Annotated in this window: 12 protein-coding genes; 5 read left to right on the top strand and 7 right to left on the bottom strand. The window is 69.9% G+C overall.

Annotated features, from left to right (window positions below; all coding sequences use genetic code 11):
• Positions 1-123 precede the first annotated feature (123 nt).
• Positions 124-1,413, top strand: coding sequence for an alkaline phosphatase family protein (locus ACW5E8_RS12260; RefSeq protein ID WP_456965814.1), 1,290 nt, complete (start codon positions 124-126; stop codon positions 1,411-1,413).
• Positions 1,414-1,434: 21 nt separating this feature from the next.
• Here ACW5E8_RS12260 and ACW5E8_RS12255 read toward each other — a convergent pair whose 3' ends face one another.
• The 4 genes from ACW5E8_RS12255 to ACW5E8_RS12240 all read right to left on the bottom strand — a co-directional run bounded on the left by ACW5E8_RS12255 (position 1,435) and on the right by ACW5E8_RS12240 (position 6,421).
• A complete protein-coding gene (locus tag ACW5E8_RS12255) occupies positions 1,435-3,090 on the bottom strand; it encodes a serine hydrolase (RefSeq protein WP_456965813.1) in 1,656 nt (551 codons plus the stop codon).
• Between the two features lie 30 nt (positions 3,091-3,120).
• Complete coding sequence (locus ACW5E8_RS12250) at positions 3,121-3,711, bottom strand: hypothetical protein (protein ID WP_456965812.1); 591 nt, start codon at positions 3,709-3,711, stop codon at positions 3,121-3,123.
• Complete coding sequence (locus ACW5E8_RS12245) at positions 3,711-4,190, bottom strand: RNA polymerase sigma factor (protein ID WP_456965811.1); 480 nt, start codon at positions 4,188-4,190, stop codon at positions 3,711-3,713. The genes ACW5E8_RS12250 and ACW5E8_RS12245 overlap by 1 nt, the downstream gene beginning before the upstream one ends.
• 113 nt (positions 4,191-4,303) lie before the next feature.
• Complete coding sequence (locus tag ACW5E8_RS12240) at positions 4,304-6,421, bottom strand: N-acetylmuramoyl-L-alanine amidase (RefSeq protein WP_456965810.1); 2,118 nt, start codon at positions 6,419-6,421, stop codon at positions 4,304-4,306.
• A gap of 207 nt (positions 6,422-6,628) precedes the next feature.
• Here ACW5E8_RS12240 and ACW5E8_RS12235 point away from each other — a divergent pair, with 207 nt between their 5' ends.
• The gene (locus tag ACW5E8_RS12235) at positions 6,629-7,546 is read left to right on the top strand and encodes a hypothetical protein (RefSeq protein ID WP_456965809.1); all 918 of its coding nucleotides are present in this window, start codon (positions 6,629-6,631) and stop codon (positions 7,544-7,546) included.
• A gap of 38 nt (positions 7,547-7,584) precedes the next feature.
• Here ACW5E8_RS12235 and ACW5E8_RS12230 read toward each other — a convergent pair whose 3' ends face one another.
• The gene (locus tag ACW5E8_RS12230; RefSeq protein ID WP_456965808.1) at positions 7,585-8,856 is read right to left on the bottom strand and encodes a formimidoylglutamate deiminase; all 1,272 of its coding nucleotides are present in this window, start codon (positions 8,854-8,856) and stop codon (positions 7,585-7,587) included.
• 112 nt (positions 8,857-8,968) lie between these two features.
• Here ACW5E8_RS12230 and hutI point away from each other — a divergent pair, with 112 nt between their 5' ends.
• A complete protein-coding gene (hutI, locus tag ACW5E8_RS12225; protein ID WP_456965807.1) occupies positions 8,969-10,192 on the top strand; it encodes an imidazolonepropionase in 1,224 nt (407 codons plus the stop codon).
• A 17-nt stretch (positions 10,193-10,209) separates the two neighbouring features.
• Positions 10,210-11,424: a dipeptidase gene (locus ACW5E8_RS12220; RefSeq protein ID WP_456965806.1), complete on the top strand. Its 1,215-nt coding sequence runs from the start codon at positions 10,210-10,212 to the stop codon at positions 11,422-11,424.
• 72 nt (positions 11,425-11,496) lie between these two features.
• Here ACW5E8_RS12220 and ACW5E8_RS12215 read toward each other — a convergent pair whose 3' ends face one another.
• Together ACW5E8_RS12215 and ACW5E8_RS12210 are read right to left on the bottom strand one after the other, a co-directional pair.
• A complete protein-coding gene (locus ACW5E8_RS12215; RefSeq protein WP_456965805.1) occupies positions 11,497-11,688 on the bottom strand; it encodes a 30S ribosomal protein THX in 192 nt (63 codons plus the stop codon).
• Positions 11,689-11,764: 76 nt separating this feature from the next.
• Positions 11,765-12,166 (bottom strand): MerC domain-containing protein, encoded by a 402-nt coding sequence (locus tag ACW5E8_RS12210; RefSeq protein WP_456966014.1) that lies wholly within the window; start codon positions 12,164-12,166, stop codon positions 11,765-11,767.
• Between the two features lie 72 nt (positions 12,167-12,238).
• Here ACW5E8_RS12210 and ACW5E8_RS12205 point away from each other — a divergent pair, with 72 nt between their 5' ends.
• Positions 12,239-14,506 carry a TonB-dependent receptor domain-containing protein gene (locus ACW5E8_RS12205; protein WP_456965804.1) on the top strand — a complete coding sequence of 756 codons (2,268 nt, stop codon included), beginning with the start codon at positions 12,239-12,241 and terminating at the stop codon, positions 14,504-14,506.
• Positions 14,507-14,590: the final 84 nt, after the last annotated feature.

Genomic DNA, 14,590 nt, shown 5'->3' with positions numbered 1-14,590 from the left:
GGAGAGCGTCCCGCGGGCCATGCTTACCCCCTGAGAAGCGGCACCGGTATCCTGCGTGCTCGCCGGCGACCCCGCCGGCGCGCCGGAATACCGGTGCAACACTTCTCCGCTACCGTTGGCCGCATGACACCGCCTTCTCCGATCCCGCTCGCCCTCCTCCTTGCATCCCTCCTTGCACTCTCCGCCTGTGCCGGCCCAGCGGCCGTTGGCACCGGGCGCACGGCGTCGGCAGCCGGTTCCGCTCTACACGCGCCCACGGCCGCGGTGGTGCTGATCTCGGTCGACGGCCTGCATCCCGACCGCATCAATCCCGTGGACTCGCCCGCTATCGCCCGGCTCGCCACCGCCGGGGTGCAGGCGCGCTGGATGACGCCCTCCTACCCCTCGCTTACCTTCCCCAACCACTACACCATCGTCACCGGCCTGCGCCCGGATCGCCACGGCATCGTCCACAACTCGATGCATGACGACGACCTCGGCACCTTCCGCCTCTCCGATCGCGACGCGGTCGGCCACGGCGGCTGGTGGGGCGGCGAGCCGCTCTGGGTGACCCTGGAGAAGGCCGGCACCCCCACCGCCACCATGTTCTGGCCGGGCTCCGAGGCCGAGATCACCGGGGTACGACCGACGCGCTGGAACCTGTACGACGAGACGGTCACCGCCGCCGAGCGCGCCGCCACGGTGGCCGGCTGGCTGCTGGAAGACGATGCAACGCGTCCGCGCCTGGCCACGCTGTACTTCCACGCGGTGGACACGGCCGCGCATACCTTCGGGCCGGATTCCGACGAGGCGCGCGAAGCGCTGGTCGAGATCGATGCCGCCATCGGCAGCCTGCTCGACACGCTCGAGCGCGGCGGCCGGCTGCAGGACACCAACATCGTGCTGGTATCCGACCACGGCATGGCCGCGGTGCCGCCGGGCAACCAGGTGTCCGTCAGCGACATGGTGACGATGGAGCAGGCGCGGCTGACCAGCATCGGCCAGGTGGTGCAGGTGCAGCCCAATCCCGGCTTCGAGTCGGAGGTGGAGGCGCGCCTGCTCGGTCGCCATGACCATTACGAGTGCTGGCGCCGGGACGAACTGCCCGCCCGCTGGCACTACGGCACCCATCCGCGCGTGCCGGCCATCGTCTGCCAGATGGACGAAGGCTGGGATGCCTTGCTGCCACGGATGCTGGAAGGACGTGCCCAGGGCGGCACGCGTGGTTCGCACGGCTATGACCCGGCGCTGCCATCGATGCGAGCGGTGTTCATTGCCTCGGGTCCCGCCTTCCGAGAAGGCGCCGTGATCGATCCCATCGACAACGTCGACGTGTATCCGCTGCTCACGCGCCTGCTTGGCATCCCGGCTGCCGACAACGACGGCGATCCGGCGGCGCTGCTGCCGGCGCTGGCGCCCGCGGCGGCCGACTGAGCGCCGCGGTCGTGGCGCGGCCTACTCGCCGCGCATACCGCTGAGGACCTGCCCGCCCTGGTGCAGGTCCAGCGATGCCACGGCATCGTCATCCCCGCGCTTGAACACGAGCCTGATGCCGAAGGCGGGCGCCTCGAAGGTGTCGGCTGCGGTCGGGTCCAGCGGGAACTCGCCCTGTCCCGTGGCCTGGGCGTACAACCTGCCGTCGCGTGCACGCACCGACAGCACGAAGCCCGGCATCAGCGCGTACTCGCCCGCGTAGGCGCCGAGCTCGGCATCCGACAGTGCGGTCGCAGGCGCGGCATCGCCGCCCACGCCCCGCCGCGTGGCCGGGATGGCGCCACCACCCTGCATCCAGGTGAAGGCGTACTCGCCGTTGGCCTGCTTTTGCGGCCGCAGCAGGGCGTCGACCACGGTCGGGAAGAAGTCGCCGGCGTCGTCATAGGACAGCGCGTGTTCGCCCTGCCCCGCGGGTTCGAAGAACAGCTGCCCATCGCGCTGGCGCAGGCTCATGGCCATCGCGCCCTGCAGCTGGTATTCGCCCGCGAGTCCGTCGAGGAGATCCTGCGGTGGCGAGGCCAGCTTGCGCGGCGCGCCCAGCGGGAACGAGGCGTCCACCAGGTGCATGCCCAGGCTGCCGAGGCCGTCGATGGAGCTCCAGGCAGTGTCGGACAGGATCACCACGCCGCGCTGGCGCGCCTTGTCCACGGCGACGAACGACGAGAAGCCGCCCGTGCCGCCTTCATGCACCAGCACCGTGCGTTCGGCCACCGGCATCAGCATCCAGTTCATCGCCATCGGTGGCTGTTCGCTGACCGGTTGCTGCACCATCGTGATGGCTGCTTCCAGCGGCGTAGTCGAGGGATCGAGGTTGCCCTCCACGTAACGCACCATGTCGTCGAGCGTGGCGCGCACGCCGCCGACGCCCGCGAGATCGGTGGCGAAGTTCCACGCCGGCGTCACCGCGGCGTTCGGCAGATGGCCAAGGGCTGCGCGCACGGCCCCGGGCTTCTGGTTGACGTAGGCGTGCTCCATGCCCAACGGCGTGAACAGCGTCTGCCGCAGCAGTGCTTCGAAATCGGTGCCGGCCCGGTGCGCGACCGCGTAAGACAGCAGCATCGATGCGAAGTTGGAGTATTCGAAGGCCGTGCCCGGCGCCTGCGAGATCTCTGCCTGCCCCAGCGAGTCCAGGAGCGCCCGCGTGGTCATGCCGGCATAGGGATCGGCGAGGTTCGTCACGGCGATACCGGGCGGCAGCGCGGGCAGGCCGCTGGTGTGCGTGACCACGTGGCGCAGCAGGATCGGCTGGCCCTCGAAGTCGGGCACCACGCTGCCTTCGGGCAGATGGCCGGCCAACGGGTCGTCCAGCGAGGCCTTGCCCTGCACGATCAGATCCGCGAGCAGGGTGGCGGTCATCGTCTTGGAAACGGAGCCGATCTCGAACGCGCTATCCGGACCGATGCGTCCGGCGTCCGCCGGATCGGCGCAGCGGAACGCCCGTGCCACCGCGTCCTTCTCGATCACCGCCACCGCCATGCAGGCACCGGTGCGGTCGCCGGACAGGCGCTGGTCGACGACCGCGGCCAGGCTGGCGTCATCGCCGGCATGGACGGTGCCGGACACCGCCAGCGCCAGGGCGGCAAGCGCCGGAAGGATGCGAGGGACGCGCTTGGTCATGGAGATCTCCTTGTCATGTAAGGCAGTCGGTCAATCAATGTCGTTGCCAAGGCGCTCGATGTGACCCTGGAGCTGTTCGGCGTGGGCGCGGAACTGCGTCCTCGCCACGCGGCGGTTGACCCATGCCAGTCCCCCGTACAGCGCCACGACGCACGCCAGGTAGGCCATCGAGCGCGTCGTGACGCCGCTCATGGCCAGCGTCAGGCCGAAGATGCCGACCGCGGGCGGCGTCAGGTACCAGAGCCAGACCCGCTCCAGGAGTCGCGCCTGCACCAGCGCCGCATCGCGCTGTCGCGTCAGGTACAGCAGCTGCGGCATGCGCGGATCGGCGGCGGGCACTGCGCGCCGGGCCCGGCGGAAGGCGAACGGAAGCCATACCGCCCAGGCGACCACGACCAGGCCGAAGGCCACCGCGATCCAGCGCCCCTGCATCCCGGCGACGACACAGCTGAACGAAAAGAATGCGGCCACCAGCACCGCCGCCACGGTCTCGATGCGATCGCGCCTCCGGACCGCCCTCGCCAACCTGTCATCGGTGCGCTGGAGTTCCTCGATCGACACGAGGGGCGCGTGCGTCACGTCTTCGCGCCAGCGGCTCCGGATGTCATCCCAGTCCATCATCAGTCCTCCAGGAAACGGCGTTCGAAAAGTTGGCGCAGGCGCGTCATGCGCACGGCGACCGCGTTGGGCGTCAGACCAAGGACTTCGGCCACCTGTTCGCGCGGCAATCCTTCGAGGTCGAGCAGGAGGATCCCGCGCTGCACGGGATCCAGCAGGGACAGGAAGTCGTCGAGCACGTCCATTGGATCCACGGCGTGGCCGGTATCGCCGCGCTCGGGCGCCACGTCCAGCGGAACGTGCTCCCGGCGGGGCTTGCGCAAATGGCTCATGGCGGTGTTCAGGGCCACGCGGTAGACCCACGTGGACACCAGGGCGCGACCGTCGAAGTCGCGGAAGCTCCGCCAGAGCTGGAGCTGCATGTCCTGCGCCAGGTCCTGCCAGTCGTCGGGACCGGCATAGCGACGCGCAAGGCGCGTGATCGCTGCATGGTTGTCGCGAAGCATGGCCGTGAACGCCGCTTCGATGTCTGTTCCCCGCATGTCGCCTTCCGTTGGACGCCTTACAAGATTAGTCGCAGTCCAATGCGGAAATTTTCATGGGCGGAACCGGTCGGGCAGCCGGCATGGTTGCCGACTGCCCGACGAGGCGGTGCTCAGTCCGTCCAGACGCCCCGTTCCGGCGTCCAGTAGAACGTCCTGCGCTCGAAGCGCTGCTTGCGGCCGTTGCTGCCGTGCGACTCTTCATCCGCGACCGGGTAGCCGTGCGCCGCCTCGCGCCCGCTGGTTTCGAAGTGGGCCAGGATCGCACCGTGGATCGCATGCACGTCCGTAGCCGGAGTCCACAGGAACAGCCCGCGCTCGAAGTACTGGAATCGCCCACGCTGCCCCGAGACCGGTGACACCGCCGCGTCGAGCTCGTCGATCATCGCGAAGCCCCAGCGCGTTTCCGAACCGGTCGCGGCGAAGTGATCGAGGATGCGGCCGTGGATCGCCGAGGCGCCGGTACGCGGATGCCACAGGATGATGCCCCTCGCGAACTGCTGGAAGCGGCCGCCCGCCTGCGACGCCATCTCGGCCAGCATCGGTACCCCGAGCACGCTGCGCACCCCGCCGATCGCGTAGTACTTCCTGCCGATCTCGCCGTGCGGGAGGACTTCGCAACGCGGCAGGTCGTAGCCATCGTTGTCGCGCGCCTCATCGTTCCCCCAGCGGCCCAAGTAGTACGCCGACACCCATTGCCCCGCCGGACCCACGTCGAGATCGGTCTTCATCCACCAGCGGTTGAAGGACGAGCCGTTGCGGATCTCGCGACCCCAGGTCTTGCAATACACGTAGTGCGTGCCTGCGTGCAGCGTGCCGGTCTGCGAGCCACCGGTGGGCGAGGAATAACCCGGCGCGCTGGCGAACGTGTCCACCAGGTACGTCGGCGTCGCGACGGGCGGCGGCGCGCCGTTGTTGATCAGGCCGTGGAAGTGGGCCCACGGGAAATACCGGCCGGGGTCGTAGCGGTTCTGGTTGCTGGTAAGCATCCCGTGGCCCTTGATGCGCACGCTGTCGGGAACCACCTGCCAATGGTCGTAGCCGGGGCCCTGCCAGGCGGATGCGCAATTGACAGGCTGCCGCGCGCAGATGCTCCGGGTGAGGCGTGCGGATGCGTTGATCATCGCCGCGGTCCAGTTCCCGGGGTCGGCCGCGCGGCCGTCATGCTCGATGCCGATCGTGTAGTGGTTGTGGTACGCGGCGTGCCATGCCTGGTGCTGCTCGCGGACCATCTGCGTGATCTGGCCGTCGGACCTGCGGATCACGTAGTGCGCGGACACGTTGGACGCCGGGTTCTTGAACCAGGAGATGCCGCCGGCATAACTGCCTTCGATGGTGTGCATGATCACGGCGGAGCGTGCGTTGCCGGCGGTGCTGTAGTTGCTTGAGTGCGCCGGGTTCCAGATCGCCTCGCCGAAATCCAGCGCGGTGACGCGCGCGCCGGGTGTCTTCACGCCTACGCGTGCCGGCTGCGCGTTCGCGGGCCCGTCCGTGGCGCCAATGGTGTCGGTGTCGAAGTCCATCCTGAGCGCGGGTGCGCCGAGCAGTTCCAGGCGTTCGATCGGGAAGGCAAGCGCCATCTCCACAGGCTGGGCCGGGATACGTATGCCGCTTTCCGACACGCCGCGCGACAGCGTCTGCAGCACCTCGTAGGCGAAGCTCTGGCGCGCGAAGCCCTGGATATTGCCGTCACCCGGACCGTAGCCCGCGTAGCGCGCAAGTGCGCCGGTCCACGCCTCGACGCCGCCGTGTGGTCGGGCGCCCGGACCGCCGCCCTGCTTTGCCGCACGGTCGAGCAGCGCTGCCGCGGCGAGGATGTTGATTTCAGGATCGACGATGACCAGGCGCTCGCTGACGCCGAGCAGCTCGCCGCCCGCGGCCACCTGGTCGTCGAAACCGCCGCCGCGATACAGGCCCATCACGCCGTGGGACGCGGGCATGTGGCGGTGCCCTTCACCCCCATGCGGCTCGGCTTCGACGTGGATCCAGTTGGTTTCCACGTAGGCGATGGCCTCGAGCAACCCGCGCGGGATGGTGGGGTAGCGCTGGTAGGCGCTTTCGAACCAGAGCGGGTAGTCCGCCCGTTCCCTGGCCAACGCGGCCTCGGCGGACAGCCGCTCCTGCTCCACCGCCAGGCGACCATCCTGCGCGGCAACACCCGCGGCCACGCTTCCGGCCACTCCAAGAGCGACCAGCAGCGTGGCCGCCGTCGACAGCATCAACTTCTTCATCGGACTCTCCCGTCTGTTCGTATTGGACATGCCCCCGGCTTCACACCTGGCCACATCCGTTCCAGGCGCACCACTTGGGGGCGTCCCCATGTCGCCGGCGCCCGGCTGTCGCGCACCTAGCGGGCGCCCCAGCTTGTTGCGTCTTCAGGCGGCGGGAAGACTTCGTGCGGTCAGCGTCCAATGCCACCGACGGAGGTCGATCGCACCATGCTCCCGCCCATCAACGACGCACTGCGCGCAGTCGATCTGTTCCTTCGCCAGGTCCACCAGGCCCTGGCGCCCGCCGCGGGCCATGTGCCCGATCGCGACGTCGGATTCGACCGGTCCGTCGCCGGCAGCGAGCCGCACTGGGGTTTCGACGCTGCGATGGCCGACGTTGCCGGTGCGGTCTACCAGCGTGCCGACGCGCCGGGATGGCAGCGGGTAGGTGACGGCGAACTCGCGAGCGCCGGAATCGATCCCGGCCTGCAGTACCGCGATGGCATGGAGGCGGGCGTCTATACCGAAGGCAACGGACACTACGTCGTGGCCTACGCCGGCAACAACACCGGTGGCGTGGAGGACGTCGGCACCGTCATCGCGCAGTCGGCGGGATTCCAGACGCGGCAGTACGACAACGCGGTGGCGTTCGCGCACCAGGTCGAGAACGCTTTCGGTGGCGACAACGTCGTCTATACCGGGCATTCGCTGGGCGGCGGCCTGGCCTCGGTCGCCGCTGCTGCAACGGGCAGCACCGCAGTCACCTTCAACGGCCAGGGCGTGCACGACAACACGCTGCGCCAGCTCGGGCTGGACCCGGGTGCCGTGCGCGGGAACGCGGAGAACGGCCAGATGCGTCATTACAGCGTCGATGGCGACTGGGCGACCCTCGTGCAGCGCCAGCTTCCGATCGCCGACATGCTCCCCGACCCGCTGGGAACGCACCTCCAGCTCCGCAATCCCGAGGGCATTTCGAACCTGGCCAACGCCCACAACATCGGTCCCGTAAAGGCCGCCATCGAGCAGCGCCTGCCGTACTCCATCGAACGGGCCGACCCGCTGGAGCGGGCGCTGCAGGATGTCTACAGCGCGGTCACCGCAACCATCGCGAACGCATGGCGCGCGGTGGCGCCCCCGATCATCTGAGTACTTCCGCCGGTCCCCGCCAGCGGAACCCAGTCGCGTCAGTACGCGCTGCTTCCCGCACCCAGCAGGAGCTGCATGGCGTCGCCGTAGCGCGAGAGCACGCGGTCCCTGTCCGCGTGGCAACCACTGGCCACCACGGTGCGGCCCGCAACCCGGACCTCCGCCACGCATGGCCGGTTGCCGCTGAACAGCCAGCGGTCGGCGACGTCCCCCGCGGTCGCGCCAGCCAGCAGTGGCGCTTGTGCGTCGAGCACCACGACGTCGTCCGTGGCGTCGAAGCCGGTGGCGTTAGCCGCCGTCGCATGCACCCCGCCCAACAGCGTCTGGCCCACGCTGGGCGAGTCCGGGCGCACAGCGATATTGCGATGGCGGCTCACCAGCCGCTGTCCATACTCGAGCCAGCGCAGCTCCTCCACCGGTGACACCGAGATGTGAGAGTCCGAGCCGATGCCCCAGGCGCCGCCGGCCGCGAGGTAATCACGCAGGCGGAACAGGCCGTCGCCGAGGTTGGCCTCTGTGGTGGGGCAGATGGCGACGGTCGCGCCACTCTTGGCGATGCCCGCGACTTCCCAGTCGTTGAGGTGGGTCGCGTGCACGAGCGTCCAGCGTGCATCCACGTCCGCGTTCTGCAATAGCCATTCCACCGGGCGACGGTCGCGGATGGCGAGGCAGTCCTGCACCTCGCCCACCTGCTCGGCGATGTGGATGTGGATGCGCGCATCGGGGGGGAGCACTGCGAGCACCGCCTGCATCGCATCCGCCGGAACCGCACGCAGGCTGTGCAGGGCACAGCCGACGCGGAGCATGTCGTCGGACTGCGCGCGCAGCGTTTCGAACAGGCGCAGGTAGCCGTCGACGTCATGGCCGAAGCGCTTCTGGCGCACGCCCAGCGCGCGGCCGTCGAAGCCACCGGTCATGTACAGCACCGGCAGCAGGGTCAGGCGGATGCCGGTGTCACGCGCGGCCGCGATCAGGGCCTGCGACATCGCCGTCGGATCGGCGTAGGGCCGGCCGTCGGGCGCGTGATGCAGGTAATGGAATTCGCACACGGTGGTGTAGCCGGCTTCCAGCATCTCGACGTAGAGCTGGCTGGCGACCGCGTGCAGCGATTCCGGGTCGAAGCGCGCGGCCATGCGGTACATGGTGTCGCGCCAGGTCCAGAACGAATCCTCGGGATGGGTCTGGCGCTCGGCCAGCCCGGCCATGGCGCGCTGGAAGGCGTGCGAGTGCAGGTTGGCGATGCCGGGCAGCTGCCAGCCGCCGTCCACCTGTCGGACGAAGGGCGCGGGCGTGGCGGGGCTGGCAGGCATGGCGGAACGCTCCGGCGGAGGGTGCGATAGGCTACCGCGTCGACGCCCAGAGAGGTTTGGTCCATGCCGCGCAACGCCATTCATACCGTGTCGATGCCGGAGGCCGCTGCCCTTGGCCGCTGAGCGCTGGGACGGCCTGCTGGTCAACGCGCGCCTGGCCACGCTCGATGCCGCCAATGGCTACGGCTTGGTGGACGACGGCGCACTGGGCTGGCGCGGCGGGCGCATCGTGTTCGTGGGAACCAGCGACAGCCTGCCGGCCGCGCCTGCCGACCTGGCCGATGAGGTCATCGATGGAGGCGGCGACCTCGTCACGCCCGGCCTGGTCGACTGCCATACCCACCTGGTGTTCGCCGGCGACCGCGCGGCCGAGTTCGAACAGCGCCTGATGGGCGCGAACTACGAAGCCATCGCGCGCGCCGGCGGCGGCATCGTTTCGACCGTGCGCGCCACCCGCGCCGCGGATGCGCAGGCGCTGCTGGCCGAGTCGCTGCCACGCGCCCGCGCCCTGGTCGCCGACGGCGTGACCACGCTCGAGGTGAAGTCCGGCTACGGCCTGGACTTGGAGAACGAACGCAAGATGCTGCGCACCGCGCGCGAGCTGGGCGAGACGCTCGGCATCCCCGTGCACACGACCTTCCTCGGCGCGCATGCGCTTCCGCCGGAGTTCGCAGGCAACGCGGACGGCTACATCGACGCGGTCTGCGACTGGCTGCCGCGCCTGCATGCCGAGGGCCTGGTCGACGCCGTCGATGCGTTCTGCGAGCGCATCGGCTTCACGGCCGCGCAGACGCGGCGCGTCTTCGAAGCCGCGCGCGCGCTCGGGCTGCCGGTGAAGCTGCACGCCGACCAGCTCAGCGACGGCGAAGGTGCGGCGCTGGTGGCGGAATTCGGCGGCCTGTCCGCCGACCATGTCGAGCACACGTCCGAGGCCGGCGTCCGCGCCATGGCGGCCGCCGGCACCGTCGCCGTGCTGCTGCCCGGTGCCTTCCACGTGCTGCGCGAAACCACCTTGCCGCCCATCGATGCCTTCCGCACCCATGGCGTGGCGATGGCCGTGGCCACCGACTGCAACCCGGGCACCTCGCCGCTGCTGTCGCTGCGCCAGGCGATGCAGCTGGCCTGCACGCACTTCCGCCTGACACCCGCCGAAGCGCTGCGTGGCGCGACCGTGCATGCCGCGCGGGCGCTCGGGCTCGACGACCGCGGCGTGTTGCGGGCCGGCCTGCGCGCGGACTTCGTGCGCTGGCGGGTCCGCGAGCCCGCGGCCCTGTGCTACTGGCTCGGCGGCGACCTCGCCGCGTCCGTCCATTCCAGCGGCCATCGCGTCGCATGACCCCGGAGATGATCCGCATGACACCTGCCCTGCCGCTTGCCGCCCTCGCCTTCGTCCTGTCGCTCGCCCTGGCTGCGCCGGCGGCAGCACAGGCCACCGATGCCGCGCGCGCGCTGGCCGCCGATGCGCTGATCGTCGATACCCATATCGATGCGCCCGGCGTGCTGGTCGACACCTGGGCCGACCTCGGCGTGGCCGCGCCCGATCGCGAGTTCGACTACCCCCGCGCACGCGAAGGCGGCCTGGACGTGGCCTTCATGTCGATCTACACCTCGGCGCGTCAGGACGAATCCGGCACCGCATGGCAGGCGGCCAACATCCAGATCGACGCGATCGAGGCGCTGGCCGCGCGCCACCCCGACCGCTTCGCCATCCTCACCTCGCCTCGCGATGTCGAGCGCCTGATGGCGGGCGGGCGCGTCCTGCTGCCCTTGGGCATGGAAAACGGCGCGCCGCTCGGCGACGACCTCGCGCAGCTGGCCTTCTTCCATGACCGCGGCGTGCGCTACATCACCCTCGCGCACAGTGCCAACAACCGCCTGGCGGACTCTTCGTACACGGTCGAGAAGCGCTGGAACGGCTTGAGCCCGTTCGGCCGCGAAGTCGTGCGCGAGATGAACCGGCTCGGGATCATGGTCGACGTCTCGCACCTTTCCGATGACGCCGTGCGCCAGGCGGTCGAACTCAGCAGCGTGCCGGTGATCGCCAGCCATTCGGCGCTGCGCCACTTCACGCCCGACTTCGAGCGCAACCTCACCGACGAACTGGCCAAGGCGATCGCGGCCAAGGGCGGCGTGGTGCAGATCCCGTTCGGTACCGCCTTCGTCAATGCGCAGGCCGCGGCCAATACGCGCGACTGGTTCCGCGAGTCGCTCCGCTTCGACCGCGAGAGCGCCGCGCGCGTGGCCGCCGGCGAACCGGCGCTGGACCGCAAAGCGTTCTCCGAGCAGTGGCAGCGCGACCATCCGCGCGTGGAGGCGCCCATCAGTGACGTGCTCGACCAGATCGACTACGCGGTGAAGCTGATCGGCGTCGACCACGTGGGCATCGGTTCGGACTTCGACGGCGTCGACGGCGAACTGCCGGAAGGACTGCGCACGGTCGCCGACTTCCCCAACCTCGTGGCCGGGCTGCAGGCGCGCGGTCATTCGGACGAAGCCATCCGCAAGATCCTTGGCGGCAACCTGATGCGGGCCTGGCTTGCAATCGAGGCGGGGGCGGAAGTCCGCTGAAGCCGGCGGCGACGCCGATAACGACGAAGCCCCGCATTGGCGGGGCTTCGCTGCGTGGAACCGGCGCGAGGCTCAGTCCTTGGCGACGGTCTTCTTGGCCACGACCTTCTTCGCCGGGGCCTTGGCCACGGTCTTGGCGCCGGCCTTCTTCGCGACTGGCGCCGCGGCCGAACCGGTCGTCTTCGCGGTGACCTGGCTGCGGGCGTTACCGTAGCTGGAGTTGTAGCGCTTGCCCTTGGCCGTCTTGCGATCGCCCTTGCCCATCGGTTGCTCCTGGTGTTCGTTGCGGTGGCGCGCCCTTGCACGCCATAGGGCGCGAATCCTATCACGGGCGCCGGTTTCAGCGCGTGGAACGGACCTCTGCGGCATGGCTCAAGCGCAGGTTCAGCAGGTGTGCGCCGGCGATCATCAGGCCGCCCACGGTCATCACCACCGCGTGCAGCAGGCCGTGGTCGTGGAGCGCGCTGAACGCGCCCAGCCACACCAGTCCCAGGCCGGGCAGCAGCAGGGCCCAGGCACGGAAGGCACGATGGCGACGGAAGCCGATCGCAAGCGTGGTGGCGCCCAGCAGCGTGGCGAACACGGTGAACGCCTGGTCGATGTCGACCTGCCCGCCCAGGGACAGGCCGAGCGTGGGCAGCACGGCCAGCACCAGCGGCAGCAGTGCGCAGTGGACGGCGCACAGGAATGACGCCGCGAAGCCGATCCGGTCTGCTCGATGGAGCTTGCACGATGTGGCCATGACGTTCGTTGGGGTGGCGTCGAAGTTGGAACAGTATAACATTCCATTCGAATTCCCCACCATCCCCCGAAGATGCCCCTGACAACGCCGCCCCACCCCCGACCCTTCCTCCGCCCCACCGCCCTCGCCGGCGCCATCCTGCTCACACTGCTGGCCGGCCCTGCCGCGGCCCAGGACCCCGCCGCCGCCCCGGCAACGGATCCGGAGAGGGGCCACGGCCATGGCGTCACCGACCTCGACGCGCTCACGGTCCGCGCCAACCCCATCGCCCGCACTGCCGAGGACCTCGCGCGTCCGGTGGCGGTACTGGCCGGCGAGCGCCTGGACGAGGCCAAGGCCAGCTCCATTGGCGAGACGGTCGCGCGCCTGCCCGGCGTGCAGTCCTCGTTCTTCGGCGCCGGCGTCGGGCGTCCGATCATCCGCGGGCTCGAAGGCGCGCGCGTGCAGGTGCTCAGCGACGGCATGGCCGCGGGCGACGTGTCCACGGTCAGCGCCGACCACGCCGTCAGCATCGAGCCGTTCCTCGCCAACCAGATCGAGGTGCTGAAGGGACCGGCCAGCCTGCTGTACGGCAACGGCGCCATCGGCGGCGCGGTCAACGTGGTCGACGGCCGCATCCCCGAGTTCGCCACGGCGCGGCCGCTCGAGGGACGCGCCGAGCTGCGCGCGGGCAGCGTCAACGACGAGCGCACCGGCATGCTCCGCCTGGACGGCACCTCGGCCTCGGGCCGCCTCGTGTTCCACATCGACGCGCTGCATCGCGAAACCGGCGACGTCGACATTCCCGGTTACGCGGAAAGCGCCGCGCTGCGGGGTGAGCACGGCCACGACGACCACGACCATGGGGAGGACGCGCACGACGAGGACGCGCACGGCTACCTGCCCAACAGCTTCGTGCGCACCGACAGTGGCGCGCTCGGGCTGTCGTGGATCGGCGACAGCGGCTTCATCGGCGTTGGCCAGAGCCTGTTCAACACCCGCTACGGCGTGCCCGGCCACGTCCATGTCGAAGACGGCGGGCATGGCCATGATGATGATGATGATGATGATGATGATCATGATCACGATCACGACCCTGGGCATGGCGGCGACCATGGCGTCCGCATCGTGATGGACCAGCGCCGCACCGAAGTGCGCGGCGGCCTCGACGACATCGGTCCCTTCCAGAGTCTGCGCGCGCGCCTGGCGCGTACCGACTACACCCACACCGAGTACGAGGGCGATGCAGTCGGCACCGTGTTCGAGAACGAAACCGTCGAAGGCCGCCTGGAGCTGGCCCACCACCCGCTGGCGGGCTGGGACGGCGCCTTCGGCCTGCAATGGTCCCAGCGTGACTTCAGCGCGATGGGTGCGGAAGCGTTCGTGCCGGATTCCGACTCGCGTGACGCCGGCCTGTTCTGGATCGGCGAACGCGACTTCGGCCCCGCCAACCTCGAGCTCGGCCTGCGCCACGACCGCAACCGCATCGACATCGCCGCCGACGCCGGCCCCTCGCGCGACTTCGACACCACCAGCCTCTCGCTGGCCTCGCGCTGGAACCTGACGCCCGATGTCCATCTGTCGCTCGGGCTCGATCGCGCGCAGCGCTCGCCTACGGCGGAGGAGCTGTATTCCAGCGGCGCCCACGTCGCGACGCAGAGCCACGAGTTCGGCGACGCCGGCCTCGACGTCGAAACCGCGAACCGCGCCGAGATCGGCCTGCACTGGCACCGCGGCCCGCTGCGCCTGGAGGCGTCGCTGTACCACGTGCGCTACGACGACTTCATCCATCTCGCCGACACTGGCATCGTCGACGGCGGCCTGCCTGTGCGCGCCTGGCACCAGGCCGACGCCCGCTTCAGCGGCGGCGAGGTGGAAGCGGAGTGGACCTTCATCGACAACGGCAGCGGCGCTTGGACCCTGCGCGCCTTCGGCGACGTGGTGCGCGGCAGGCTCGACGGCCGCGGCACCCGGACGGTCGAGATTTCGGTACCGCACGGCGAGCACAGCCACGACCATGTGGCCGAGTTGCCGCTCTCCGGCAACCTGCCGCGACTCGCGCCATCGCGCTTCGGCGGCGACCTGCGCTGGACCAGCGACCACTGGCGCGCGGGCATCGGCGCGGTGCGCCATGCGCGCCAGGACGACGTCGCCGCGTTCGAACGGCCCACGCCCGGCTACACGCTGGTGCACGCCAACCTCGCCTGGCACCTGGATACCGCCAGCGGCAACGCCGTCGAACTGTTCCTCAACGGCAACAACCTGCTCAACAAGGAGGCGCGCGTACACACCTCATTCCTGAAGGACCTTGCGCCCCTGGCTGGACGCGGGGCGACGGCCGGAGTGCGCGTGCTGTTCTAGCCTCGGGGTGCCGGCCCTCGGATACGTTGCTCGGGCTTCGGGGCAACGAGGCTGCTTTCAGGACCCCCCGGCCACCGCCCGTCG

The sequence above is a fragment of the Luteimonas sp. A649 genome (assembly GCF_054072735.1).
The sequence above is the reverse complement of the archived record's forward strand: the minus strand, read 5'-3'. Positions and strand labels throughout refer to the sequence as shown.

What these genes read in the sequence shown, in the direction of transcription:
- ACW5E8_RS12260 (WP_456965814.1), top strand. Translation starts at nt 124, where the DNA reads ATGACACCGCCTTCTCCGATCCCGCTCGCCCTCCTCCTTGCATCCCTC.
- ACW5E8_RS12255 (WP_456965813.1), bottom strand. Translation starts at nt 3,090, where the DNA reads ATGACCAAGCGCGTCCCTCGCATCCTTCCGGCGCTTGCCGCCCTGGCG.
- ACW5E8_RS12250 (WP_456965812.1), bottom strand. Translation starts at nt 3,711, where the DNA reads ATGATGGACTGGGATGACATCCGGAGCCGCTGGCGCGAAGACGTGACG.
- ACW5E8_RS12245 (WP_456965811.1), bottom strand. Translation starts at nt 4,190, where the DNA reads ATGCGGGGAACAGACATCGAAGCGGCGTTCACGGCCATGCTTCGCGAC.
- ACW5E8_RS12240 (WP_456965810.1), bottom strand. Translation starts at nt 6,421, where the DNA reads ATGAAGAAGTTGATGCTGTCGACGGCGGCCACGCTGCTGGTCGCTCTT.
- ACW5E8_RS12235 (WP_456965809.1), top strand. Translation starts at nt 6,629, where the DNA reads ATGCTCCCGCCCATCAACGACGCACTGCGCGCAGTCGATCTGTTCCTT.
- ACW5E8_RS12230 (WP_456965808.1), bottom strand. Translation starts at nt 8,856, where the DNA reads ATGCCTGCCAGCCCCGCCACGCCCGCGCCCTTCGTCCGACAGGTGGAC.
- ACW5E8_RS12220 (WP_456965806.1), top strand. Translation starts at nt 10,210, where the DNA reads ATGACACCTGCCCTGCCGCTTGCCGCCCTCGCCTTCGTCCTGTCGCTC.
- ACW5E8_RS12215 (WP_456965805.1), bottom strand. Translation starts at nt 11,688, where the DNA reads ATGGGCAAGGGCGATCGCAAGACGGCCAAGGGCAAGCGCTACAACTCC.
- ACW5E8_RS12210 (WP_456966014.1), bottom strand. Translation starts at nt 12,166, where the DNA reads ATGGCCACATCGTGCAAGCTCCATCGAGCAGACCGGATCGGCTTCGCG.
- ACW5E8_RS12205 (WP_456965804.1), top strand. Translation starts at nt 12,239, where the DNA reads ATGCCCCTGACAACGCCGCCCCACCCCCGACCCTTCCTCCGCCCCACC.